The organism is Pseudomonas sp. P9_2, from assembly GCF_034008255.1.
GTDB lineage: Bacteria > Pseudomonadota > Gammaproteobacteria > Pseudomonadales > Pseudomonadaceae > Aquipseudomonas > Aquipseudomonas synxantha_A.
In genome coordinates, this window is sequence record NZ_CP125376.1 from 3,281,313 (window position 1) to 3,305,263 (window position 23,951).

The following is a 23,951-nucleotide window of genomic DNA, read 5'->3' on the forward strand; positions in this document are numbered from 1 at the left end:
CCTTAAGCTGATGGCGAATCTTGGATATGATAGGCGCGATTTTGCCGTCCCGCAGTGGGCCGCATTCTCACTTATTTTCCAGGTCCAGGCCACAAGCGCTGGCGTTAGCTCCTACTGAGCAACCCGCGTCCTGAGCTTTTCCAACACAGAAAGTGGAGAGATCACCTTGGTAGAGTACGTAGTTTCCCTCGATAAGCTCGGCGTCCATGATGTAGAGCATGTGGGGGGCAAGAACGCATCCCTCGGCGAGATGATCAGTAATCTTGCAGGCGCTGGTGTCTCGGTGCCCGGTGGTTTCGCCACCACGGCCCAGGCTTACCGCGACTTCCTCGAGCTGAGCGGCCTCAACGCCCAGATCCACGCCGCGCTGGATGCCCTGGACGTCGACGACGTCAACGCCCTGGCCAAGACCGGCGCCCAGATCCGTCAGTGGATCATGGAAGCCGAGTTCCCCGAGAAGCTCAACGAAGAAATTCGCACCGCCTTCGCCACCCTGTCCGCCGGCAACCCGGACATGGCCGTCGCCGTACGCTCCTCGGCCACCGCCGAAGACTTGCCGGACGCCTCCTTTGCCGGTCAGCAGGAAACCTTCCTGAATATCCGTGGCGTGGAAAACGTCATTCGCGCGGCCAAGGAAGTATTCGCCTCGCTGTTCAACGACCGCGCTATTTCCTACCGTGTACACCAGGGCTTCGACCACAAGCTGGTGGCCTTGTCTGCCGGTGTGCAGCGCATGGTGCGTTCGGAAACCGGCACTGCCGGCGTGATGTTCACCCTGGACACTGAGTCGGGCTTCCGTGATGTGGTATTCATTACCGGTGCCTACGGCCTGGGCGAAACCGTCGTACAAGGCGCGGTCAACCCTGACGAATTCTACGTGCACAAACATACTCTTGAGGCCGGCCGCCCGGCCATCCTGCGCCGCAACCTGGGCAGCAAGGCGATCAAGATGATCTACGGCGACGAGGCCAAGGCCGGTCGCTCGGTGAAAACCGTTGACGTCGACAAGGCCGAGCGCGCGCGCTTCTGCCTGACCGATGCAGAAGTCAGCGAGCTGGCCAAACAGGCGATGATCATCGAGAAGCACTACAAGTGCCCGATGGACATCGAGTGGGCCAAGGACGGTGACGACGGCAAGCTATATATCGTGCAAGCGCGTCCGGAAACCGTGAAGAGCCGCACTTCGGCCAATGTCATGGAGCGTTACCTGCTCAAGGAAACCGGCACCGTACTGGTGGAAGGCCGTGCCATTGGCCAGCGCATCGGTGCTGGCAAGGTGCGGATCATCAAGGACGTGTCGGAAATGGACAAAGTCCAGCCCGGCGACGTGCTGGTTTCCGACATGACTGACCCGGACTGGGAGCCGGTGATGAAGCGCGCCAGCGCCATTGTCACCAACCGAGGCGGGCGTACTTGCCACGCGGCGATCATCGCCCGTGAACTGGGGATCCCGGCGGTAGTCGGCTGCGGCAACGCCACCCAACTGCTCAAGGAGGGCCAGGGTGTCACCGTGTCCTGCGCCGAAGGCGACACCGGTTTCATCTTCGAAGGTGAGCTGGGCTTCGACATCAAGCAAAACTCCATCGACGCCATGCCCGACCTGCCGTTCAAGATCATGATGAACGTCGGCAACCCGGACCGCGCCTTCGATTTCGCGCAGTTGCCGAACGCCGGGGTGGGCCTGGCCCGCCTGGAGTTCATCATCAATCGCATGATCGGCGTGCACCCCAAGGCCTTGTTGAACTATGACGGCCTGCCGCTGGATATCAAGGAAAGCGTCGACAAGCGCATCGCCGGCTACAACGACCCGGTGGGCTTCTATGTCGAGAAGCTGGTGGAAGGCATCAGTACGCTGGCCGCGGCGTTCTACCCGAAAAAGGTCATCGTGCGCCTGTCGGACTTCAAGTCCAACGAGTACGCCAACCTGATCGGCGGCAAGCTCTACGAGCCGGAAGAAGAAAACCCGATGCTGGGCTTCCGTGGCGCCTCGCGTTACATCAGCGAAGCGTTCCGCGACTGCTTCGAGCTTGAGTGCCGTGCCCTCAAGCGCGTGCGCAACGAGATGGGCCTGACCAACGTCGAGATCATGGTGCCGTTCGTACGCACCCTGGGCGAAGCGAGCCAAGTGGTCGACCTGCTGGCCGAAAACGGCTTGACCCGTGGCGAGAACGGCCTGCGCGTGATCATGATGTGCGAATTGCCGTCCAACGCCATCCTGGCCGAAGAATTCCTGGAGTTCTTCGACGGTTTCTCCATCGGCTCCAACGACCTGACCCAGCTGACCCTGGGCCTGGACCGCGACTCCGGGATCATCGCTCACCTGTTCGACGAGCGTAACCCTGCGGTCAAAAAGCTGCTGGCCAATGCCATCCAGGCGTGTAACAAGGCCGGCAAGTACATCGGTATCTGCGGCCAAGGCCCTTCCGACCACCCTGACCTGGCCAAATGGCTGATGGAGCAGGGCATCGAAAGCGTCTCGCTGAACCCGGACTCTGTGCTGGAAACCTGGTTCTTCCTGGCGGAAGGCCAAGCGTCCGCTTAAAGTCGCAACGTCAAAAGTGCCGGTCACTCGTGAGGGTGACCGGCATTCTTATCTGTACTGGGCGGGAACTCCTTGCGGACGCCGCCCTTTTTTGTGCAAGAGCATTATGCAAAGCAGCAGCAACCTGTTTCCCGTCGCCTTGATCAGCGCTGAACGTCGTGGCGACCTGAGTGAAGACGTCTACCGGCTCAAGCCCGGCAATAGCCCTGATGGCACCGTCGAGCTGGCGGTTACCCGTTTGGGCCTGGCCGATGTCCCGGAAAACCGGGGCACGCCGATTATTTTGTTGCATGGCAGCTTTTCCAATCGGCGCTTCTGGTACTCGCCCAAGGGGATCGGCCTGGGCGCGTACCTGGCGCGCCGGGGTTTTGATGTGTGGATCCCGGAAATGCGCGGCCATGGGCTGTCCAAGCGCAACCATGAATACGCCAGAAACCGCGTCGCCGATTACGCCCGCTACGATTTGCCGGCCGTGGGTGCCTTTGTGCGTGAGCAAAGCGGGCAGGTCCCGCACTGGATCGGGCACTCCCTCGGTGCCACGACCTTGGCTGCGGCCCTGGGCGGGCAACACTTGGGGGCGCCTGAGGTGGCTTCGGTGGCATTGTTTGGCTGTCAGGTCAGCCGCACCCATTGGCCGTTGAAAATTCCACCGCTGGAGTGGGGTACTCGGTTGATCCTCAAGCGCCTTGCCCATGTGTCTGGCCCACGCTTCAAGCGCGGCCCCGAGGATGAGCCGGCGGGAGTGATGATCGAAGCGATGCGCTGGAATGGCCTGTTCGGCCGCTTCGGCGATGCCGAATGTGACTGGTGGAAAGGCTTGGCGCAGATCGATGTGCCGTTGCTCGCGGTCAGTGCGGCGGGCGATCGGCAAGACCCGGACTGGGCGTGTCGCAAACTCTTCGAGCAGGTCGGCAGCGAGCATCGCCAGTATCTGTGCCTGGGGCGCGAGCAGGGTTTCAGCGAGGACTTCGGGCATGTGCAGATGCTGGTCAGCAAAGCTGCGCAGGCCGAAGTATGGCCACTGGTGGAACGGTGGTTGAACGACCCACTGACACCATTATTCGGGACTCGGCCCCAAGTAGCCGCAGCAGTTTGAGCAAACGCTCTACCAAGGGCGTTTCACTCTTGAGTGGTTGCGGCTAAGATATGACGCGCTGGGCGCTTCTGGTCATATTCAGTCGCGCAACGTGTATTGCGTTGCGCTGATGCGGGTCCGATCATGGCGGCTCACCACTGGCAGGCACTTAAAGAATGCCTGTCGCGGCGCGTTTTTCTGATGTACACCGTGGATGTTCGATCTCTTCTTTGACGACAGGAGCTTCTCGATGAACCATTACGTGACCCCCGACCTGTGTGACGCCTACCCGGAACTGGTGCAGGTAGTGGAGCCGATGTTCAGCAACTTCGGTGGCCGAGATTCTTTTGGGGGTGAGATCGTCACCATCAAATGCTTCGAAGATAATTCCCTGGTAAAGGAACAGGCTGACCAGCCGGGCGCCGGCAAAGTGATGGTCGTTGACGGCGGAGGCTCACTGCGCCGCGCGTTGCTGGGCGATCTGATTGCCGATAAAGCTGCGAAAAATGGCTGGGAAGGGTTGGTGATCTATGGTTGCGTCCGGGATGTGGATGTTCTCGCCCAGACCGACTTGGGTGTGCAGGCCCTGGCCTCCCACCCGATGAAAACCGACAAGCGGGGCCTCGGTGACCTGAACGTCGTCGTGACATTCGCGGGTGTGACGTTCCGTCCGGGTGAGTACATCTACGCCGACAATAACGGCGTGATCGTGTCGCCCAGCCCGCTGAAAATGCCTGAATAAACCCAAGGAGTCTGGATGTTCGAGGAAGAGAACGCGCAATGGGGGCTGGTGCATGCCCTGGTGCTGGATGGTAAAGGCGGTGCGCGTTCGATTGCCCGGACTGAGCTCGACGATCTGCAGTTGCAACCCCAGGAAAGCCTGTGGCTGCATTGGGATCGCAGCCATCCCCAGACCCAGACCTGGCTGCGCAAATCCAGTGGCCTGAGCGAATTTGCCTGCGACCTGCTGCTGGAGGAGAACACCCGCCCACGGTTGTTGCCGTTGCCCGACGCCGAATTGCTGTTGTTTCTGCGCGGGATCAATCTCAACCCCGGGGCAGAACCGGAGGACATGGTTTCGGTGCGTATCTTCGCCGCCGCCAATCGTGTGATCTCCCTGCGTTTGCGCCCGTTGCGCGCCACCGATGAGCTATTGGTGCAACTGGCGGACGGCAAAGGCCCCAAAACGGCGTCTGAACTCATCCTTTATATGGCTCAGTACCTGACCAACAAAGTGCAGGATCTGGTGACAGGGTTGTCAGAAATCGTCGATTCCGAGGAAGAAAAACTCGATGCCGACGAACGGTATACCCCGGAGCACGGCAGCGTTTTGCAGATCCGTCGGCGCGCGGCCGGGCTCAAGCGGTTTTTGGCACCACAGCGGGATATTTTTGCCCAGCTGACGCGAATAAAATTGGCATGGTTCTGCGATGACGATGCTGACTATTGGAACGAGTTGCACAACAGTCTGACCCGTTACCTGGAAGAGCTGGAACTGGCCAGAGAGCGCGTGGGGCTTGTGCTTGAGGCCGAAGACCGGCGCTTGAGCCTGCGCATGAACCGCACCATGTATCGCTTCGGGATCATCACCGGGATCTTCTTGCCGATGAGTTTTCTCACCGGTTTGCTCGGTATAAATGTGGGTGGCATTCCGTTCTCCGAGAGCCCCTACGGATTCATGATTGCGTGCCTGTTGATGGTCTCGGTGGCCCTGGGACAATGGTGGCTATTTCGACGATTACGATGGGTTTGAGCTGAATATGACCTGAACGTAGGAAAGGGTCGATGTGACCCGATGAATTTTACCCTCGTCTTTTAATTCACTTGCGAGAGGTCTCTATGCACGATCCGTTCGAACAGTCTTTGCGTGACATGCTCAATGCTTCGCCATCCAACCGTGATGACGATGCTTGCCTGGGTCGCGTATTGAAAACCGCCAACCGTCAGGTCGGTGCGGGTGATCTGTTCGGTCTGCTCGGGCGTTGGTTGCCGGCATTGATGATGGCCCTGAACAACGGTTCGGCCCATGTGTCACCGGTTTCCCGCCGTAAACCTCTTGCTCGCACTGCTGATAAGGCTGATTGAATATGGAACTTGATCTCTGGACCCAGAGCCTGGTCACTGCGATGACCGCATTGTGGACCAAGGTTGCGAATTTCATTCCCAACCTGTTTGGTGCCCTGGTCCTGGTGTTGCTGGGCTTTGTCGTGGCCAAGTTGCTCGACACCCTGTTGTCCAAGCTGCTCGCCAAACTCGGGCTGGATCGCCTGATGGCCGGCACCGGTTTGACCAAATTGCTGGGTCGCGCCGGGCTGCAGGTGCCGATTTCTACCTTGATCGGCAAGATCGTCTACTGGTTTGTTCTACTTATTTTTCTGGTTTCTGCAGCGCAATCCCTTGGACTTGAGCGAGTTTCAGCTACGCTCGACATGCTGGCACTGTATTTGCCGAAAGTTTTCGGCGGCGCGCTGGTGTTGCTGGTAGGTGTTTTACTCGCGCAATTGGCCAATGGGCTGGTGCGCGGGGCCGCTGAAGGCGTGGGGTTGGACTACGCGGCAGGCTTGGGGCGAATCGCACAGGGGCTGGTGATCATCATCAGTATTTCCGTCGCGATCAGCCAGTTGGAGGTCAAGACTGACCTGCTGAACCACGTCATTGTGATTGTTTTGATTACCGTTGGTCTGGCCGTTGCACTGGCCATGGGTTTGGGAAGCCGGGAAATTGCCGGTCAGATTCTTGCGGGAATCTATGTGCGTGAGCTATATCAGGTTGGGCAACAAGTGCGTGTGGGCGAGGTTGAAGGGCAGATCGAGGAGATCGGCACGGTCAAGACGACAGTGCTGACCGATGACGGAGAACTGGTTTCGCTGTCCAACCGGATTCTCCTGGAGCAGCAGGTCAGTAGCCGCTAATCCGGCAAACCCTGCTAATGTACGCCGCCGCAAACCCGGGTGACCGGGTTGCAACGGACATTGACCTGACTGCCGGCACGACTTGTTTTGAATAAAGCCCAAACGCTGTCCACGCGCTATGACCCCCGTGAGCTCTCTGATGAGGAGTTGGTCGCGCGCTCGCACACGGAGCTGTTTCACGTAACACGCGCGTACGAAGAATTGATGCGCAGGTATCAACGCACTCTGTTCAACGTTTGTTCAAGGTATTTGGGGAACGATAGAGACGCGGACGATGTCTGTCAGGAAGTGATGCTCAAGGTGCTATATGGCCTGAAGAACTTCGAGGGCAAATCGAAGTTCAAGACCTGGCTGTACAGCATCACGTACAACGAGTGCATCACGCAGTATCGGAAGGAACGGCGAAAGCGTCGCTTGATGGACGCATTGAGTCTGGACCCCCTTGAGGAGGCGTCTGAAGAAAAGGCGCCGGCACCCGAGGAGAAGGGCGGACTTGATCGCTGGTTGGTGCATGTGAACCCGATTGACCGGGAAATTCTGGTGCTTCGCTTTGTCGCAGAGCTGGAATTCCAGGAAATCGCTGACATCATGCATATGGGCTTGAGTGCTACAAAAATGCGGTACAAACGTGCTCTTGATAAATTACGTGAGAAATTTGCGGGCGAGACTGAAACTTAGTGCGTAGCAAATATCTCTTACGTGTAGGCAAGTTCTGTTAGACTTGTCGCCGAGTTGTCCCCCGGTTTGTGGGACTGCTTTACAATCACCAGATGGGGATTTAACGGATGAAACTGAAAAACACCTTGGGCTTGGCCATTGGTTCTCTTATTGCCGCTACTTCTTTCGGCGTTCTGGCACAAGGCCAAGGCGCAGTTGAAGGCGAGCTGTTCTACAAGAAGCAGTACAACGATAGCGTTAAGCACATCGAAGACGGCTTCAACCCAGGCGCTCGCATTGGTTACTTCCTGACCGACGATCTGTCGTTGAATCTGTCGTACGACAAGACCAACCACACCCGTTCGAACGACGGCACTGGCAACCAGAAGATCAAAGGTGACACTGGCAGCCTCGTTGCTCAGTACCACTTCGGTCAGGCTGGCGTTGATAGCCTGCGTCCATACGTTGAAGGCGGTTTCGGCCACCAGAGCCGTACCAACGTCAAGGCTGATGGCCACAGCGGTCGCGACCAGACCACTTTCGCCACCATCGGTACCGGCGTGAAGTACTACTTCACCAACAACCTGTACGCACGTGCTGGTGTTGAAGCTGACTACGGTCTGGACAACGGCAAGTGGGACTACTCCGCACTGGTTGGCCTGGGCGTGAACTTCGGCGGTAACGCTGGCGCAGCTGCTCCAGCTCCTACCCCAGCACCAGCTCCAGAGCCAGTTCCAGAGCCAGAAGCTCCGGTTGCTCAGGTTGTTCGTGTTGAGCTGGACGTTAAGTTCGACTTCGACAAGTCGGTTGTTAAGCCTAACAGCTACGGCGACGTGAAAAACCTGGCCGACTTCATGGCTCAGTACCCAGACACCAACGTAGAAGTTGCTGGTCACACTGACTCCGTCGGTCCAGACGCTTACAACCAGAAGCTGTCCCAGCGTCGTGCTGACGCTGTTAAGCAAGTCCTGGTTAAAGATGGCGTAGCTCCTAGCCGCATCACTTCCGTTGGTTACGGTGAGTCCCGCCCAGTTGCTGACAACGCAACTGAAGCTGGCCGCGCTGTTAACCGTCGCGTAGAAGCAGCTGTTGAAGCCACCGCTAAGTAATTAGCCTGGCTTTACAAAAAAACCCGGCTTAGGCCGGGTTTTTTTCGCCTGGAATTTGCCTCAGGCACTGGCCGCCGTCGCCAGGCAAGCCGCCTGCGCAGCATCAGCAACGCTACCAATCACCAGGATAGCCGGGCTCTTCAGGGCGAACGCTTGCGCATCCTCATGCATCCGCTCCAGATCGCTGCGGCATTCGCGCTGCTGGGGCAGCGAAGCATTTTCGATCATCGCCACGGGCATGTCCGGGGTCATCCCACCTTCGAGCAACTGCTGACGAATCTCCTCCAGCTTCGCCACGCCCATGTACACCACCAGTGTGGTTCCACTTTCCGCCAGTGCGCGCCAGTTCAACGGGCTGTCGTCCTGAGTATGAGCAGTGACCAGCGTCACCCCACGGCTCACACCGCGTAACGTCAGGGGAATATCGCAGCTCGTCGCCCCGGCTAACCCCGACGTGATGCCGTTGACCAACTCCACCTCAATGCCACGTTCGCGCAGCCACAGCGCCTCTTCGCCACCGCGACCAAAAATGCACGGGTCGCCGCCCTTGAGCCGCACCACGCATTTGCCCTGGCGGGCATAACGCAGCATCAGGCGATGGATAAAATCCTGAGGGGTGGAGCGGCAGCCACCGCGTTTACCGACGGTAATCACGCGTGCATCGCCGCAGTGTTCGAGCACGGCCGGGTTGACCAGGTCATCAATCAGCACCACGTCCGCTTCATGCAGGGCTCTGACTGCCTTGAGGGTCAGCAACTCCGGATCACCGGGCCCCGCGCCTACCAGCCACACTTTTGCACTCATGTTGTTCCCCTTACACACTGATGGCGATTGGCTGCGGGTTGCTGGCCAAAAGACGTTTGATTTCCGGCACGCAGGAGCCGCATTGGGTGCCGCAGCCCAGGGCCTGTTTGAGGCCATCCAGGTCCAGGCCGCTGCCGATACCGGCACACACGGCGTTTTCGCTGACGTTCTTGCAGTTGCACACAATCTTGTTGCTGGCCGTGGTACCGCCCGGTGGCGCGCTCAATGGCGCCAGCAACCAGCGCCGCAGTTGCTCGTCGGCCCGGCCTTCCAGCCACAGGCTTTGCAACCAGTGGCGGGCCAGGGTTTCGCCGGCCAGGCGCAGGGCGGTGATACGGCCTTTTTCGATTTTCACGCGCTTGCCGATTGAGCGGCGCGGGTCGTCGTAGGCCATGACCGGACCGTCGTTCAGGCCCAGCAAGTGGTCAATCCGAGTCAACAAATGCAGGTCCGGCGCCTCGGTATGGGCTGCCCGTACCAGCAACGCAGGGCGTTCACGGCCGGCCAGGCTCAGGCTGACGTAGGCGAATTCCTCACACAGCGGGCGCAGCGCTTCGAAATGCTGCTGCACATTGCCCTCGATCAACGCGAACAGCTGCCACGGCAGTTGCACGGCTTCCAGGCGCACCCCGCTGTGCTTGAGTTCAGGCTGTTTGGACAGTGGGTCAAACGCCGGTTGGGTGATCACATTGACGCCGCCCTTGAGGAAGCGGTCGCCCCAATGCATCGGCAGAAATGCCTGGCCGGGGCGTACGCTGTCATCGCTGCTGACGGCGACGATCACGCTGCCGCGACGGCTTTTCAGGCTGACCAGGTCACCTTCCTGGAAGCGGTGGCGGCGAAGCTCGTCCGGGTGCAGGCTCAACAGCGCTTCACTGACATGCCCGAACAACTGTGCGGCCGTGCCGGTGCGGCTCATGCCGTGCCATTGGTCACGCAGACGGCCGGTGATCAAGGTCAGGGGGAAACGCGCGTCCCTTTGTTCTTTGGCCGCGCGGTAAGGGTCGGCCACAAACCGCGCCCGGCCATTGTCGGTGGGGAAGATGCCATCGCTATATAGGCGCGCTGTGCCCGCCTGTGCGCCTTTAGGAAACGGCCATTGCTGCGGGCCGAGCTGGTCGAGCAGGCCATGGCTGATACCGGACAAGTCGAGGTCACGCCCGTGGGTGAGCCCCTTGAACTCGTCAAACAGTTGCGCCGGCTGTGTGAAGGCGAACAGGCTGGGCAACCCCGGCCGCAGGCGACGCTCTAGGCGCTGTGCGAAATCTACGGTAATTGCCCAGTCCGCCCGCGCCTCTCCCGGTGCGTTGATGGCGCGGCGTACGTGGGAAATACGCCGCTCGGAGTTGGTGACCGTGCCGTCTTTTTCGCCCCAACTGGCGGCGGGCAACAGCAGATCGGCATAGGCGGCGGTTTCGGTGGTACGAAACGCCTCCTGCAACACCACGAACGGGCACGCCGCCAAGGCCGCACGCACGGCGTTCTGGTCGGGTAAGGATTGTGCAGGGTTGGTGCAGGCGATCCACAGGGCCTTGATCTTGCCTGCCTGTATCTGTTCAAACAGTTCGATCGCGGTAAAGCCGGTGGGTGCAGGCAGTTGCTCCACACCCCAATAGGCGGCCACTTCAGCGCGATGTTCCGGGTTGGATGCCTCGCGGTGGCCCGGCAGCAGGTTGGACAGGCTGCCGGTTTCGCGACCGCCCATGGCATTCGGTTGACCGGTCAGGGAAAACGGCCCGCACCCCGGCCTGCCAATGGTGCCCGTGGCCAAGTGCAGGTTGATCAACGCGCTGTTTTTTGCGCTGCCGGCAGTGGATTGGTTGAGGCCCATGCACCATAGCGACAAAAAGCTGCTGGATGTGCCGACCCACTGCGCACATAGGCGCAGTTGTTCGACGCTGATCCCGCACAACTGCGTGACCATCTGCGGCGTGTAGTCATGCACCAGGCGTTTGAGCTCGGCCAGGCCATCGGTGTGGGCCTGGATGAACGCACGATCAACCCAGTCCTCCCACAGCAGCAGATGCAAAATCCCGTGAAACAACGCCACGTCCGTCCCCGGCAAGATTGCCAGGTGCAGGTCAGCCAAATCGCAGGTGTCTGTACGCCGCGGATCAATCACCAGTACTTTCATCTGCGGGCGCTGCGCTTTGGCCTGCTCCAGGCGTCGGAACAATACCGGGTGGGCGTAGGCCATATTGCTGCCGACGATCATCACGCAATCGCTGTTTTCCAGGTCTTCATAACTGCACGGCGGCGCATCGGCGCCCAGGCTGCGCTTGTAGCCGACCACCGCCGATGACATGCACAGCCGAGAATTGCTGTCGATATTGTTGGTGCCCACCAACGCCCGGGCCAGCTTGTTGAAACTGTAGTAATCCTCGGTCAGCAGTTGCCCCGAGATATAGAACGCCACGCTGTCCGGGCCGTGCTCGGCGATGGTCTCGGCGAACACGTTGGCGGCGTGATCCAGGGCGGTGTCCCAGTCGGTGCGGGCACGGGCCAAGCCTTTGCCCAGGCGCAACTCCGGATACAGGGCGCGGGCGCTCACGTCGCCGGTCAGGTGCAGGCTGGCGCCTTTGCTGCACAATTTGCCGAAGTTGGCCGGATGGCTCGGATCGCCTTGCACCCCCAGGATCTGCTCGCCGTCATGCTCGATCAGCACGCCGCAGCCCACGCCGCAATAACAGCAGGTGGACGCGGTGGTCTGGCGGTTCATCAACCCGCGTCCCGCAGGGCCAGCATCACCCGGCCGTTTTCTACCCGGGCCTGATGATGGTGGGCGCAGCCGATATCCGGCGCCTGGGCTTCGCCGGACGCCAGGTCAATCTGCCAGTTGTGCAGCGGGCAGGCGACGCGCTTGCCATAGATTAAGCCTTGGGAGAGCGGGCCGCCCTTGTGCGGGCAACGGTCGTCAAGGGCGAAGACTTCGTCGTCACTGGTACGAAAAATCGCGATGTCGCCTTTGGGCCCACTGATGATGCGCGAGCCCAGGGTATTGATTTCATCAAGGGCGCAGATATCCAGCCAGTTCATAGCGACACCTCCAGTTGTTTGACCGGGATAACGTCGAACTCCTTTTTCAGCAGCGGCTGTTCCAGGCGTTCCTTCCACGGGTCCTGTTCGAATGACAGCGAGAACTGCAAACGCTCATTGAGCGCCTGGCGGCGGGCCGGGTCTTCGAGTACGGCCTTCTTGATGTGTTCCATGCCCACTCGTTGCAGGTAGTGCACCGTGCGTTCCAGGTAGAACGCTTCTTCGCGGTACAGCTGCAGAAATGCGCCGTTGTATTCGCGCACTTCATCGGCGGTCTTGAGCTTGACGAAAAACTCCGCGACTTCGGTCTTGATGCCGCCGTTGCCGCCGATATACATCTCCCAACCGGAGTCGACACCGATAATTCCCACGTCCTTGATGCCCGCTTCCGAACAGTTGCGTGGGCAACCGGACACCGCCAGCTTGACCTTGTGCGGTGACCACATATTGAACAGGTCATGCTCAAGCTCAATGCCCAATTGGGTGGAATTCTGCGTGCCGAAACGGCAGAACTCGCTGCCCACGCAGGTTTTCACGGTGCGGATGGATTTGCCGTAGGCATGGCCGGACGGCATGTCCAGGTCCTTCCACACCCCTGGCAAGTCCTGCTTCTTGATGCCGAGCAAGTCGATGCGCTGGCCGCCGGTGACCTTGACCATCGGCACGTTGTACTTGTCGGCCACATCGGCGATGCGGCGCAGCTCCGAAGGATTGGTCACGCCGCCCCACATCCGTGGGACTACAGAGTAGGTGCCGTCTTTCTGAATATTGGCGTGGGCCCGTTCGTTGATCAGTCGTGATTGCGGGTCGTCCTTGGCCTCGCCCGGCCAGGTTGAAATCAGGTAGTAGTTGAGAGCGGGGCGACATGTTGCACAGCCATTGGGGGTACGCCAGTTCAGGTAGCGCATGGTGCTGTCGATAGTCAGCAAGTGCTGCTCGCGGATAGCCTGACGGATCTGCCCGTGATTAAGGTCGCTGCACCCACAGATGGCCTTTTCGCTTTTGGGTTTGACGTCAGCCGCGCCGCCCACGGTGTTGATCAGGATCTGCTCAACCAGCCCGGCACAGGAACCGCAGGAGCTGGCGGCCTTGGTGTGTTTTTTCACCTCATCGACGCTGAACAGCCCTTGTTCCTGGATTGCCTTGACGATGGTGCCTTTGCACACGCCGTTGCAGCCGCAGACTTCGGCGCTGTCGGCCATGCTCATGGCTTTGTCCTGGCCTTGATGGCCCACATCGCCCAAGGCGTTCTCACCGAACATCAGGTGATCGCGGATCTCGCCAATTGCATGGTTCTCACGGATCTGGCGGAAGTACCAACCACCATCCGCGGTATCGCCGTACAGGCACGCACCGACCAGGATGTCGTCCTTGATTACCAGCTTCTTGTATACGCCGCCGATCGGGTCGGAGAGGGTGATGGTCTCGGTGCCTTCACCGCCCATGAAGTCGCCGGCAGAAAAGAGGTCGATGCCGGTCACCTTCAGCTTGGTCGAGGTCACCGAGCCTTTGTAAGTGGCAAAGCCCAGTTGGGCCAAGTGGTTGGCGCAGACCTTGGCCTGTTCGAACAGCGGCGCCACCAGGCCATAGGCGATCCCGCGATGGCTGGCGCATTCGCCGATCGCGTAGATGCGCGGGTCGTAGGTTTGCATCGTGTCGTTGACCAGGATCCCACGGTTGCAGGGGATGCCGGACTTCTCCGCCAGTTCGGTGTTGGGGCGGATACCGGCGGCCATCACCACCAGGTCGGCCGGGATGATGTCGCCATTTTTGAATTGCACCGAGCCGACGCGACCATTACCGGCATCATGCAAGGCCTGGGTTTGCTCGCACAGGCGAAACACCAGGCCACGGCTTTCCAGTTCGGTTTGCAGCAACTGGCCGCTGGTCTTGTCCAGTTGCCGTTCCAGCAGCCATTCGCCGATATGCACCACCGTGACGTGCATACCGCGCAGTATCAGGCCGTTGGCCGCTTCCAGGCCGAGCAGGCCGCCACCGATCACCACCGCGTGCTTGTGGGTCTTGGCGGTGTCGATCATCGCTTGGGTGTCGGCAATGTCACGGTAGCCAATCACGCCCTGCAAGGTGTTGCCGGGAATCGGCAGGATAAACGGCGTAGAACCGGTGGCGATCAGCAGGCGATCGTACTCGGCCTCGGTGCCGTCTTCGGCAATGACTTTGCGCTTGACCCGGTCGATCTGCACCACCTTGCGGTTGAGCAGCAGCTTGACGTTGTTATCCAGGTACCAGTCGAGGTCGTTGAGCACGATCTCTTCGAAGGTTTGCTCACCGGCCAGCACCGGCGACAGCAGGATGCGGTTGTAGTTGGTGTGGGGCTCGGCGCCGAACACGGTGATGTCGTACAGCTCGCTGCTCAGCTTGAGCAATTCTTCAAGGGTGCGAACCCCGGCCATGCCGTTGCCGATCATCACCAGTTTGAGTTTTTTCATGTCGTTCTCCGCAATGGCTCGACAAATCATGCGCAAACAAAAAAAGGCGTCCCCGCTAGTCAGCTAGCGAGGACGCCTTTGTCCTGGTCCCGTTCTCTCGGGAAGCTCGACCCTTCGACGTTGAAGGGGCGGCTATATGTGGGTTGTTGGAAGACCTAATGCAGCAGCTGTGCCAAGTTGCAAACCCCCAGTTTTATTGGGCGTTTAAACAGGAGAGAGGTGGATTTTGCTCGTTAGTGGTGCAGCAGCCAGTACAGCAGCACCAGATTGATCAACAGTGAGGCCACTGCCAGGGTTTGCCAGACCTTCAGCGGCTCGCGCTCCAGCAGCGGCCTTGGCCGTACGCTCAGTTCGCGGCGGTCGGCCTGTTCCAGTACCAGCAGCCATTCTTCGGCAGTTTCATAGCGCTGTGCGGGCAGGGCGGCCACGGCGCGCTCCAGGCTGTGGGGCAACCAATCCGGCAGGTCGGGGCGATAGCGGCTGGCGCTGACAGGCTGGTTGAAACGCGGGCGTTGGAAGGCTTCGATTTCGCCGTAGGGGTAATGCCCAGTCAGCAGGTAATACAAGGTCACACCGACACTATACAAATCCTGTTGCGCAGTAGGATGCTCGCCTGCGAAAGCTTCGGGCGCGATAAAACTCGGGGTGCCGGGCAGTAAGTGGGCACGGTCTTCAGAAAGGCCAGGGCAGTAGGCCAGGCCAAAGTCCAGCACCCGCAGTTCCCCGTCATCGCCCAGCAGCAGGTTTTCCGGCTTGATGTCGCGGTGCAGAATCTGTCGACGATGCAGCAGGCCCACGGCGCGCAGCAAGCGTTCGGCGATCGACTGCCATTGCGCCAGTGGCAGCGGGCCTTGTTGTTGAAACAGCTGGGCGAGGGTCTGCCCGGGGTATTCGCGCATCACGTAGTACAAATGCTGACGACCACTGGCGGCATGCACCTCCGGAAAGGCACGGCCAGCGACGCGGCGCAGAAACCATTCCTCCGATAACAAGGCTTGGGCGGCGTCAGTGTCATCGTCTTGGCGCAAGGGCAAGGTCTTGAGCAGCCAGGATTGCCGCTGCGCATCGTGCACGCGATACAGCAACGACTGCCGACTCTGCGCGAGCACGCTTTGCACCTCCCAGCCTTCAAAGATCTGCCCAACCTTCAGCGGCGGCGGCAGTGGCCATTGCTGCAACTGCACCAAGGCGTCGCCGAGGGTGGCGGCGCCGAGTTGGTCGATGCGCACCAGCAAGGCGCTGGCGTTGTCTTGGCTGCCGGCCAGGTGGGCGGCGCTGACCAGGGTGCTGACGGCCAGGTCGAGGTCGTCTTGCTCACGCAGAATCGCGCCAATGCTGTGATCGCCCAACGTTGCCCACACCCCGTCGCTGAGCAAAAGGAAACATTCGCCCTCGCGCAATTGGCCGTCGAGGAAGTCCAGCACCAGGTGCTGATCCAGGCCAAGGGCGCGTTTGAGTACGTGCTGCATACCCGGCTGTTCCCACACATGGTCTTCGCTGAGGCGTTGCAACTCGCCGTCGAACCAGCGATATGCACGGCAATCACCGACATGGGCCAGCGTGAAGCGTTGGCCGCGAAACACCAGGGCGCTGAGGGTGGTGAGCAACGGTTGCCCACCACCGTTGGCTTGCAGCCAGCGATTTTGCGCGACCAACAGACGTTCGAGCGCCTGGGCCACGCCCCAGGTCTGCGGCGTGGCGTAGTAGTCCAGCGCCAGCGCCTGCAAGGTCGAGCGCGCGGCCAGGCCACCGTCGGCGCATTGGCTGACGCCATCGGCCAATGCGCACAGGTAGCCTTTGCTCGCCGCCAGTTCCGCCATCGGTGTGACCACCCGCAGCGCATCCTGGTTTTCACTGCGTGGGCCAATGGCGCTGGCCTGGGCGACGCTCAGTCGAAGGCTCATCAGACGCGGGCGGCGGTGACTGCAGCCGAGCCCCAGGTAGTTCTCCAGCGGCGCTTGACGCCATGCAGGCCAAACCAGGCCAGCACTCCGAGGCTGGCGAACAACCACAGCGCCAACTGGTAACTGCCGGTGCTCTGTTTGATCGCGCCCATGCCGGCGGCGAGGGCGAAGCCGCCGATGCCACCGGCCATGCCGATCAAGCCGGTCATTACGCCGATCTCACTGCGAAAACGCTGCGGCACCAATTGGAATACCGCGCCATTTCCGGCACCCAGGCCGAGCATGGTGCAGACGAAAAGCGCCAGCGCCGCGTAGGAGCTGGGCAGGTTGAAACCCACTGCGGCAATACAGATCACCGCCACGCTGTACATGCCGAGCAGGGTCTTGATCCCGCCAAAACGGTCGGCCAGGGCGCCGCCCAGCGGGCGCATCAGGCTGCCACCGAACACGCAGGCTGCGGTGTAGTAACCGGCGGTCACCGGGCTCAGGCCGTATTGGTCGTTGAAGTAGCCGGGCAGGGCGCTGGCCAGGCCGATGAAGCCACCAAAGGTCACGCTGTAGAAGAACATGAACCACCAGCTGTCGCGGTCGCCCAGGGCCTTGAAGTAGTCGGCCATGGACTTGGCTTTCGGACGTTGTGGCGCGTTGCGTGCGAGCCAGGCGAATACGATCAGGGTAAGGACCAGCGGAATCAGCGCAAAGCCGAACACATTGCTCCAGCCGAACGCAGCCGCCAGCACCGGTGCCAGCAAGGCGGCAAATACGGTGCCGGAATTACCGGCACCTGCGATGCCCATGGCCTTGCCCTGGTGCTCTGCGGGATACCACTGCGATGCCAGGGGCAGAGCCACGGCAAAGGAGGCACCGGCCATGCCCAGAAACACGCCCAGCAGCAAGGCTTGCTCGTAACTGTGGATCCCCAGCTTCCAGGCGCAGAACAGCGCCACGATCACAATCACTTGGCCTATCAGCCCGGCAGTCTTGGGTGACAGCTTGTCGGCCAACATGCCCATCAGAAAACGCAGGACCGCGCCCGCCAGGATCGGCGTGGCCACCACCAGGCCGCGCTGCTGGGTGGTCAGGTGCAGGTCGGCGGCAATTTGCACCGCCAGCGGGCCCAACAGGTACCAGACCATGAAGCTCAGGTCGAAATACAGGAACGCGGCAAACAGGGTCGGGGTGTGCCCGGATTTCCAGAAGCTTGATTTCATCACGCACCTCAACGGTTGGGGGTCTGAAACGAAAAAACGCCGCCACCGGGTTCGCGAGGGCAAACCGGGTGGGCGACGTCTTTGTCGTGGAGGGGCAACCGCCGTTGGTTACCTGTGAGGATTCTTTAGCAAGAGCTGAGCCAGATCAGCCGAGCAACTCGCTCATGGCAATAATCTGCTCTGCCACCTGGATCAGTTTCTGCTGGCGACTCATGGCCTGACGGCGCATCAGGGTGTACGCCTCTTCTTCATTACAGCTCTTCATTTTCATCAGTAGGCCCTTGGCCAACTCGATGCGTTTACGTTCGGCCAATTGCAGGTCGCGGGCCTGCAACTGCGCGCGCAGGGCCTGGTCACTCTCGAAGCGGGCCATGGCCACATCGAGGATCGGTTGCAGGCGTTGGGCCTGAATGCCTTCGACGATATAGGCACTGACGCCGGACTTGATTGCCTGGCGCATCACATTCGGGTCATGCTCATCGGTAAACATCACGATAGGCCGGGGCTGGTCGCGGCTGACCAGCACCACTTGCTCCATCACATCGCGGCCGGGTGACTCGGTATCGATCAGGATCACGTCCGGGCGCACCGTTTCGACGCGTGCGGGCAGGTCGATGGTCAGGCCGGATTCATCGATCACCTCGAAACCGGCTTCGGTCAGCGCGGCCTTGAGGCGCCCGACCTTGCGCGGGGTGTCATTGATCAACAGGATTCGTAGCATCATTGAGCTCCTGTCAGCGCAGCGCTTGACGGTGGTTGTCATCGCCCAGGGCATTGAGGCGGAAGCTGCGGGCGTAACCGGCGGGGTCGGAGCCGTCCCAGATTTTGCCGTCGATCAATTGGCTGCTGCGCATCGGCGCGTCGCCAACGCTGAGGCCCAGCGCATCGGCGGCCTGGCGATACAGCGCCAATTGCTGGACCTGGCAGGCGACGCCGAGGTAGTCAGGGTCTTCACGCAACAAACCCCAACGCCGGAACTGGGTCATGAACCACATGCCGTCGCTGAGGTAGGGCAAATTCACCTCGCCACCGGCGAAAAAGCGCAATGCATGAGGATCCTGCCACTGGTTACCCAAGCCGTCGTCGTAATGACCCAGCAGGCGCGGCTCGATGCAGTCCAACGGGGCGTCGAGGTAGTCGCGAGCGCTGAGCAACTGCGCGGTGGAACGGCGGTTTTCAGTGCTCTGTTCGATAAACCGGCTGGCTTCGAGAATCGCCATGACCAGTATACGGGCGGTATTGGGGTATGCGTCGACGAACGCCTGGGTGCAGCCCAGGACCTTTTCCGGATGATTGGGCCAGATCGCCTGGGTGGTCGCCAAGGTAAAGCCTTGATGATGTTGCACTGCACTGGCACTCCAAGGCTCGCCGACACAAAAACCATCGATGCGTCCGGCCTGCAGGTGCGCCACCATTTGCGGCGGCGGCACCACCACGCTGTTCACATCCTGCAATGGATGAATGCCTTGGCTCGCCAGCCAGTAATACAACCACATGGCATGGGTGCCCGTGGGAAATGTCTGGGCGAAGGTCAGTTTTGTCCGGCTTTGGTGCACGTGGCGTTCCAGCGCCTCAGGAGTGACCACTCCCTGGTGTTGCAGGCCGTGGGACAGGTTGATGCTCTGGCCGTTCTGGTTGAGGCCCATCAGTACGGCCATGTCGGTAGGCGCAACGCCGCCGATGCCCAGATGCACGGCATAGATCAGCCCGTACAGCCCGTGGGCGGCGTCCAGCTCGCCACTGACCAGCTTGTCCCGCAGGTTGGCCCAGGATGATTGGCGCTTGAGGTTCAGTGTGAGGCCGTAGGGCTGGGCGAAGCCCTGGGTGGCCGCGACCACCAGCGAAGCGCAATCGGTCAGGGCCATGAACCCCAGGTCAAGGCTGCTCTTTTCCGGGGCATCGCTGCCGTTTACCCATGCCAGCGGATCGTTCATCAATACCTGCCTTTTCTGAAAAAAAAGCGTCGTTTCCCGGCTTGGCGTGACAGGCCATTGCGGGGTAACGACGCCTTTGTCCGTAGGCCCGCGCCGCCTTTGGTGCGGGCCAGATACAAAGTGCAAAGCAAGGCACATGCCACGGGGGCGTGGTGCAGTCTGCCGTCAACTTTCCATCATGATTGAACCTCTTGCGCCTCGCAGTATGGCCGCTTCTTCAGGCCAGATCGCCCAGGAATACCCACGGTGCACACTGATTCCCCGAACCCCATGAACTGCCGCTGGCTGCACTGCGGGTTACTGTGTGCCGCCCTGTTGCTGGGCAGCCCCGCAGCCTGGGGCCAGGCGTACCAGGCGCAGGATGAAGCTCTGGATACTTTCTTTACCGCGCTCTCGGGGCCATTGGGCCTGCCTGTGGTCACCAGCCGTGCGGTGGCGCGCAGGCGCATCAGCGGAACCTTCGACTTTGCAGCGCCGCAACGGGTCCTGGAAACCCTCGCTGAGCAGCAAGACCTGATCTGGCACCGCAGCGGGCAAGTGGTGCATCTCTACACCGCCGATGAGGTGCGTAGTTCTGCGGTAGTGCTGCGGCATATCTCGGTCAATCGGCTGCGCGGCATCATGCGGCGTGCGGGGCTGGATGAGCCGCGCTACCCATTGCGTGAGAGCGGGGCACGTACGTTCTACGTTTACGGGCCACCGAGCTATGTCGATCATGTCTTGCGGCTGGCCAGCCTGATGGACCAGCCACGCCGCAAGCAGCCCGAAGGCGCAACGGCATTCGGCGTTGTCCAGGTGATCAATGCAGCTGTTCAGGACCGCGAGCAAGGAGCGGGTGCCAATAAGGTCCGCGTACCGGGTATGGCTTCCATGATCGAAGCCCGGCTATCCCCTGAGCAGAAAGGCCAATTGGCAGACGGTAGCCTGGTGTTGGTGGCCTATTCGGATACCAACAGTTTGTTGATCAAGGGCCAGCCTGCTCAGGTGACTCTTATCGAAAAGCTGGTGGCGCAGCTGGATAGAGCCACGGTCCAGGATGACGTTTCGTCAGGCCCTGAGCCATTACCGCCACCTCTCGCGCCTGCGCAATTGAGCACAGCACAACATGAGCGTGTGCAGCGTGCGTTCCTGCGCACGGATCGTGAGTTTTCCCCATGAAAAAGGCGTTTGTCCATGCACCTGGAAATACTGCTGCAGGAGCAATTGATCAGCCGCAAGCGTTTGGCTGCGTTCGCACCGGGGAAGGTGCTGCCTCTGGATCCAGGGGCGACTCGATGTGTGGAGGTACGGGTCAATGGGCAACTGATGGCGTTGGGTGAGCTGGTGCAGCTGGAGGATCGGCTGGGGGTTGAGTTGCAGGAGACGTATCAGGAATGGCTACCCCAATAAATGCGTCAGGAGAATTGTCTGACCGAAAGTTTCCAAAAAAGGGCGTCCGAATGGGCTTTGTCCTAGCGCGAGCCGTAAGCCGGTTTTTTATAGTCGTGACATTGGCAGGTGTGCCGGTACGGAAACTAAGGATGTGAATGTCAGTAGTCCAAAGCAGAGGTACGTATGGCCGTCGTGATTGATGAATCGACGGCCTCCCTGGTCTTCGCTCGCTGGACCTTGCATGGCGATGGCCGGTTGACGGACGGCGATGCGGATATTCAGTTGCCGCCCAAGGAGTGGCATGTGCTGCGACTGTTGCTGGCCTCCGGTGGCACGCTGATGACCAAGGATCGCCTGCTGGAGCTGGCCTGGCCCCGAGGAGAGGTGGCCGATGAGTCACTCACGCGCTGTATCTATTCCCTGCGCAAACATTTGAGCGCCGACAAAGGGTTTATCAAGACGATTTATGGCAAGGGGTATCGCTTTACGTGCCCGGTGCGGGTAGGGGAAGCACCACGGGGTGTCGTGCATGTGTGCTCTGTGTGTGGCCAGGCCAGCAATGCTTAAGGTTTGGAGCGTGGTACTGCTGCTCGGTGGGCTGATGGGCAGTCACCAGGCACTGGCCTATTGCTGGGACGAGGCGGCCAGCCGGTACGATCTCGAACCGGAACTGTTGCAGGCTATCGCTGATGTCGAATCGGGTTCGCGCGCGCAGGCGATCAACTACGCCAACCGCAATGGCACGCGTGATATCGGCTTGATGCAGATCAACAGCATCCACCTGCCGCGTTTGCTCAAACAGGGCATTACCGAGGAGCGGTTGTTGAGCGAACCTTGTTTGTCGGTGCAAGTCGGTGCCTCGATTCTGGCCGAGTTTATTCAGCGTTTCGGCTACAACTGGATGGCGGTGGGTTCCTACAATGTTGGGCCGGGCCCTGGCTCGCAGCGTGAGGCGTTGCGCCAGCGCTACGCCGAAAGGATCTGGGTGCGTTATCAGGCGTTGATTGCTCAGCGCCGATGAGCGCAGCACGCCTCGCATGAGGCGCGCCACCCCGGCTATAATCGCGGCACCTTTTGCCGCCATCCGAGTCTAGCCCGCCCATGTATACCTTGGCCCGCCAGCTGTTGTTCAAACTCTCCCCGGAAACCTCCCACGATCTGTCCCTGGACTTGATCGGTGCCGGTGGCCGCCTGGGGCTCAATGGCCTGGTATGCAAGGCTGCGGCGAAAGTGCCGGTGTCGGTGATGGGCCTGGATTTTCCCAATCCGGTCGGCCTGGCAGCCGGCCTGGACAAAAACGGCGCGGCCATCGACGGGTTTGCACAGTTGGGGTTCGGCTTCGTTGAAATCGGCACCGTGACGCCACGGCCACAGCCGGGAAATCCCAAGCCACGCATTTTCCGCCTGCCGGACGCAGAGGCGATCATCAATCGCATGGGTTTCAACAACCTCGGCGTCGATCACCTGTTATCGCGGGTTCAAGCGGCAAAATACACAGGCATCCTCGGGATCAATATCGGCAAGAACTTTGACACGCCGGTAGAGCGTGCAGTGGACGATTACCTGATCTGCCTGGACAAGGTTTACGCCCACGCCAGCTACGTCACCGTCAACGTCAGCTCGCCCAATACCCCGGGCCTGCGTAGCCTGCAGTTCGGTGACTCCCTCAAACAACTGCTCGAAGCCTTGCGCCAGCGTCAGGAAGACTTGGCCGTGCGTCATGGCAAGCGCGTACCCCTGGCAATCAAGATCGCCCCGGACATGAGCGATGAAGAAACTGTACTGGTGGCCCAGGCCCTGGTGGATGCGGGCATGGACGCAGTGATTGCGACCAACACCACCCTCAGCCGCGTGGGCGTCGAGGGGCTGGCCCATGGCGACGAGGCGGGCGGCCTGTCGGGCGCGCCGGTACGGGACAAGAGCACCCATATCGTCAAGGTGCTGGCGGCCGAGTTGGCCGGGCGTTTGCCGATCATCGCGGTGGGCGGTATTACCGAAGGCAAGCACGCGGCCGAGAAGATCGCGGCTGGCGCCAGCCTGGTGCAGTTGTACTCCGGCTTTATCTATAAGGGGCCGGCGTTGATTCGCGAGTCGGTGGATGCCATCGCTGCCCTGCGCTGACAATCTGCCAGGCAATAAAAAGGGCTCCATAAAGGAGCCCCTGGGCCGAAGCCCGCCGCCCGGATGGGGCGCGCGTGGTTAAGTCGTTACTCATTCAAAGATGTGTGTCGGAATAAAATGCCCCTGATTAGCCGACGGCGTGAAGTTCGTTGAGTCTGTGGATGCCCGCAGTGCCAGTCATACCGTCCCAGTTGTCGCCGCGTCCTTCTCGCCAGCCGTTGATCCAGGCTTGGCGTACCGACGGTAGAGTAAATGGGCAAAGCTCACGGGATTTTCCATGAACGCCATATTGATATCCGCGTAAAAATGCTCTTTCCAACGGATCACGCTTAAGTCTTCTCATAGGGTGTTTCCCTCACTTGTTGACTGTCTAGATATCCTTCGGCCTTGTCCAAGGCCGGGCAGAGTTTTTCTGCCGTTGGTGGGCTCGCTGCCGGCGTGGCGAGCCGATGTGTCGGCGTCGTTACGGCGCCAACCTGTGTTGAGTTCTAACCAATAGGTCACATGTATTCAATGATCGTTTTGTCATAAGCACGTAACGATAACGATGCTATAGCCATAAGCTGGGATGGTTTTTCGCCCCTTTTATGCAGCAAAGCCAGCTATGATGTGCCCTGCACAGCGAAGCGGGTTAATCCTTTAGTGAGAATGCCCGCCTGTTGCAGTCGGTTATTATTCGACGAAGGGTCTGAATATTTCCTTTTGTTGCTTCACATTGTTTCTCTGCCCCGTCAAACAAGGCTCAACGGCCCGGAAAGCGGGGTGGGACGGCACATTCGTGTCACGCGAGCACTCTTCAAGAAAAGTGCTTGATTGAAAACCGAG

22 protein-coding genes are annotated in these 23,951 nt (G+C 60.2%); 13 read left to right on the forward strand and 9 right to left on the reverse strand.

All coding sequences use genetic code 11. The features are described from left to right. The first annotated feature begins 166 nt into the window (after positions 1-166). From ppsA to QMK52_RS14735, 8 genes are all read left to right on the forward strand, one after another. A complete protein-coding gene (ppsA, locus tag QMK52_RS14700) occupies positions 167-2,542 on the forward strand; it encodes a phosphoenolpyruvate synthase (protein ID WP_005790384.1) in 2,376 nt (791 codons plus the stop codon). A gap of 106 nt (positions 2,543-2,648) precedes the next feature. After that, a complete protein-coding gene (locus tag QMK52_RS14705) occupies positions 2,649-3,638 on the forward strand; it encodes an alpha/beta fold hydrolase (RefSeq protein ID WP_320403011.1) in 990 nt (329 codons plus the stop codon). A 229-nt stretch (positions 3,639-3,867) separates the two neighbouring features. Beyond that, a complete protein-coding gene (gene rraA / locus QMK52_RS14710; protein WP_005790380.1) occupies positions 3,868-4,359 on the forward strand; it encodes a ribonuclease E activity regulator RraA in 492 nt (163 codons plus the stop codon). 15 nt (positions 4,360-4,374) lie between these two features. After that, positions 4,375-5,370, forward strand: a complete 996-nt coding sequence (locus QMK52_RS14715; protein ID WP_005790378.1) for a zinc transporter ZntB — start codon at positions 4,375-4,377, stop codon at positions 5,368-5,370. An 86-nt stretch (positions 5,371-5,456) separates the two neighbouring features. Beyond that, on the forward strand, positions 5,457-5,702 hold the full coding sequence (locus tag QMK52_RS14720) for a hypothetical protein (protein ID WP_005790375.1): 246 nt from the start codon (positions 5,457-5,459) through the stop codon (positions 5,700-5,702). 2 nt (positions 5,703-5,704) lie between these two features. Further along, the gene (locus tag QMK52_RS14725) at positions 5,705-6,529 is read left to right on the forward strand and encodes a mechanosensitive ion channel family protein (protein ID WP_003193288.1); all 825 of its coding nucleotides are present in this window, start codon (positions 5,705-5,707) and stop codon (positions 6,527-6,529) included. Between the two features lie 87 nt (positions 6,530-6,616). Continuing rightward, a complete protein-coding gene (gene sigX / locus QMK52_RS14730; protein ID WP_003193286.1) occupies positions 6,617-7,207 on the forward strand; it encodes an RNA polymerase sigma factor SigX in 591 nt (196 codons plus the stop codon). 107 nt (positions 7,208-7,314) lie between these two features. Next, complete coding sequence (locus tag QMK52_RS14735) at positions 7,315-8,295, forward strand: OmpA family protein (protein ID WP_005790371.1); 981 nt, start codon at positions 7,315-7,317, stop codon at positions 8,293-8,295. 60 nt (positions 8,296-8,355) lie between these two features. Here the strand turns inward: QMK52_RS14735 and cobA are convergent, their stop codons facing one another. From cobA to QMK52_RS14775, 8 genes are all read right to left on the reverse strand, one after another. Then, positions 8,356-9,099 (reverse strand): uroporphyrinogen-III C-methyltransferase, encoded by a 744-nt coding sequence (gene cobA, locus QMK52_RS14740; RefSeq protein ID WP_005790369.1) that lies wholly within the window; start codon positions 9,097-9,099, stop codon positions 8,356-8,358. A gap of 10 nt (positions 9,100-9,109) precedes the next feature. After that, positions 9,110-11,818 (reverse strand): molybdopterin-dependent oxidoreductase, encoded by a 2,709-nt coding sequence (locus tag QMK52_RS14745; protein WP_320403012.1) that lies wholly within the window; start codon positions 11,816-11,818, stop codon positions 9,110-9,112. Continuing rightward, positions 11,818-12,135: a nitrite reductase small subunit NirD gene (nirD, locus tag QMK52_RS14750; RefSeq protein WP_005790365.1), complete on the reverse strand. Its 318-nt coding sequence runs from the start codon at positions 12,133-12,135 to the stop codon at positions 11,818-11,820. Before nirD ends, QMK52_RS14745 begins: the two co-directional genes overlap by 1 nt. Further along, entirely contained in the window at positions 12,132-14,585 is a 2,454-nt protein-coding gene (gene nirB, locus QMK52_RS14755) for a nitrite reductase large subunit NirB (RefSeq protein WP_005790363.1), read from the reverse strand. The genes nirD and nirB overlap by 4 nt, the downstream gene beginning before the upstream one ends. 233 nt (positions 14,586-14,818) lie before the next feature. Further along, complete coding sequence (locus tag QMK52_RS14760) at positions 14,819-16,489, reverse strand: bifunctional protein-serine/threonine kinase/phosphatase (RefSeq protein WP_320403013.1); 1,671 nt, start codon at positions 16,487-16,489, stop codon at positions 14,819-14,821. Next, on the reverse strand, positions 16,489-17,700 hold the full coding sequence (locus QMK52_RS14765) for a nitrate/nitrite transporter (RefSeq protein WP_078822055.1): 1,212 nt from the start codon (positions 17,698-17,700) through the stop codon (positions 16,489-16,491). The genes QMK52_RS14760 and QMK52_RS14765 overlap by 1 nt, the downstream gene beginning before the upstream one ends. 145 nt (positions 17,701-17,845) lie before the next feature. Next, positions 17,846-18,421: an ANTAR domain-containing response regulator gene (locus tag QMK52_RS14770; protein ID WP_005790358.1), complete on the reverse strand. Its 576-nt coding sequence runs from the start codon at positions 18,419-18,421 to the stop codon at positions 17,846-17,848. Positions 18,422-18,434: 13 nt separating this feature from the next. Further along, positions 18,435-19,634: a CmpA/NrtA family ABC transporter substrate-binding protein gene (locus tag QMK52_RS14775; RefSeq protein WP_194438926.1), complete on the reverse strand. Its 1,200-nt coding sequence runs from the start codon at positions 19,632-19,634 to the stop codon at positions 18,435-18,437. Positions 19,635-19,880: 246 nt separating this feature from the next. Between QMK52_RS14775 and QMK52_RS14780 the strand changes: the two genes are divergently transcribed. From QMK52_RS14780 to QMK52_RS14800, 5 genes are all read left to right on the forward strand, one after another. After that, positions 19,881-20,792 carry a secretin N-terminal domain-containing protein gene (locus QMK52_RS14780; protein WP_320403014.1) on the forward strand — a complete coding sequence of 304 codons (912 nt, stop codon included), beginning with the start codon at positions 19,881-19,883 and terminating at the stop codon, positions 20,790-20,792. Between the two features lie 15 nt (positions 20,793-20,807). Further along, a complete protein-coding gene (locus QMK52_RS14785) occupies positions 20,808-21,023 on the forward strand; it encodes a FliM/FliN family flagellar motor switch protein (protein WP_005790352.1) in 216 nt (71 codons plus the stop codon). Positions 21,024-21,188: 165 nt separating this feature from the next. Beyond that, positions 21,189-21,572, forward strand: a complete 384-nt coding sequence (locus QMK52_RS14790; protein WP_005790350.1) for a winged helix-turn-helix domain-containing protein — start codon at positions 21,189-21,191, stop codon at positions 21,570-21,572. Beyond that, positions 21,565-22,026, forward strand: a complete 462-nt coding sequence (locus tag QMK52_RS14795) for a transglycosylase SLT domain-containing protein (RefSeq protein WP_005790348.1) — start codon at positions 21,565-21,567, stop codon at positions 22,024-22,026. Before QMK52_RS14790 ends, QMK52_RS14795 begins: the two co-directional genes overlap by 8 nt. An 80-nt stretch (positions 22,027-22,106) precedes the next feature. Then, positions 22,107-23,126, forward strand: a complete 1,020-nt coding sequence (locus QMK52_RS14800; protein ID WP_005790346.1) for a quinone-dependent dihydroorotate dehydrogenase — start codon at positions 22,107-22,109, stop codon at positions 23,124-23,126. Positions 23,127-23,253: 127 nt separating this feature from the next. Here QMK52_RS14800 and rmf read toward each other — a convergent pair whose 3' ends face one another. After that, positions 23,254-23,469, reverse strand: coding sequence for a ribosome modulation factor (rmf, locus tag QMK52_RS14805; protein ID WP_002553055.1), 216 nt, complete (start codon positions 23,467-23,469; stop codon positions 23,254-23,256). Positions 23,470-23,951: the final 482 nt, after the last annotated feature.

Excerpts from the sequence above, each read along its gene's own strand:
- QMK52_RS14720 (WP_005790375.1), top strand. The coding sequence starts at position 5,457 with ATGCACGATCCGTTCGAACAGTCTTTGCGTGACATGCTCAATGCTTCG.
- QMK52_RS14760 (WP_320403013.1), bottom strand. The coding sequence starts at position 16,489 with ATGAGCCTTCGACTGAGCGTCGCCCAGGCCAGCGCCATTGGCCCACGC.
- QMK52_RS14775 (WP_194438926.1), bottom strand. The coding sequence starts at position 19,634 with ATGAACGATCCGCTGGCATGGGTAAACGGCAGCGATGCCCCGGAAAAG.
- QMK52_RS14715 (WP_005790378.1), top strand. The coding sequence starts at position 4,375 with ATGTTCGAGGAAGAGAACGCGCAATGGGGGCTGGTGCATGCCCTGGTG.
- rraA (WP_005790380.1), top strand. The coding sequence starts at position 3,868 with ATGAACCATTACGTGACCCCCGACCTGTGTGACGCCTACCCGGAACTG.
- QMK52_RS14795 (WP_005790348.1), top strand. The coding sequence starts at position 21,565 with ATGCTTAAGGTTTGGAGCGTGGTACTGCTGCTCGGTGGGCTGATGGGC.
- QMK52_RS14705 (WP_320403011.1), top strand. The coding sequence starts at position 2,649 with ATGCAAAGCAGCAGCAACCTGTTTCCCGTCGCCTTGATCAGCGCTGAA.
- QMK52_RS14765 (WP_078822055.1), bottom strand. The coding sequence starts at position 17,700 with ATGAAATCAAGCTTCTGGAAATCCGGGCACACCCCGACCCTGTTTGCC.
- QMK52_RS14800 (WP_005790346.1), top strand. The coding sequence starts at position 22,107 with ATGTATACCTTGGCCCGCCAGCTGTTGTTCAAACTCTCCCCGGAAACC.
- cobA (WP_005790369.1), bottom strand. The coding sequence starts at position 9,099 with ATGAGTGCAAAAGTGTGGCTGGTAGGCGCGGGGCCCGGTGATCCGGAG.
- QMK52_RS14725 (WP_003193288.1), top strand. The coding sequence starts at position 5,705 with ATGGAACTTGATCTCTGGACCCAGAGCCTGGTCACTGCGATGACCGCA.
- rmf (WP_002553055.1), bottom strand. The coding sequence starts at position 23,469 with ATGAGAAGACTTAAGCGTGATCCGTTGGAAAGAGCATTTTTACGCGGA.
- nirD (WP_005790365.1), bottom strand. The coding sequence starts at position 12,135 with ATGAACTGGCTGGATATCTGCGCCCTTGATGAAATCAATACCCTGGGC.
- QMK52_RS14770 (WP_005790358.1), bottom strand. The coding sequence starts at position 18,421 with ATGCTACGAATCCTGTTGATCAATGACACCCCGCGCAAGGTCGGGCGC.
- QMK52_RS14790 (WP_005790350.1), top strand. The coding sequence starts at position 21,189 with ATGGCCGTCGTGATTGATGAATCGACGGCCTCCCTGGTCTTCGCTCGC.
- QMK52_RS14735 (WP_005790371.1), top strand. The coding sequence starts at position 7,315 with ATGAAACTGAAAAACACCTTGGGCTTGGCCATTGGTTCTCTTATTGCC.
- nirB (WP_005790363.1), bottom strand. The coding sequence starts at position 14,585 with ATGAAAAAACTCAAACTGGTGATGATCGGCAACGGCATGGCCGGGGTT.
- QMK52_RS14745 (WP_320403012.1), bottom strand. The coding sequence starts at position 11,818 with ATGAACCGCCAGACCACCGCGTCCACCTGCTGTTATTGCGGCGTGGGC.
- QMK52_RS14785 (WP_005790352.1), top strand. The coding sequence starts at position 20,808 with ATGCACCTGGAAATACTGCTGCAGGAGCAATTGATCAGCCGCAAGCGT.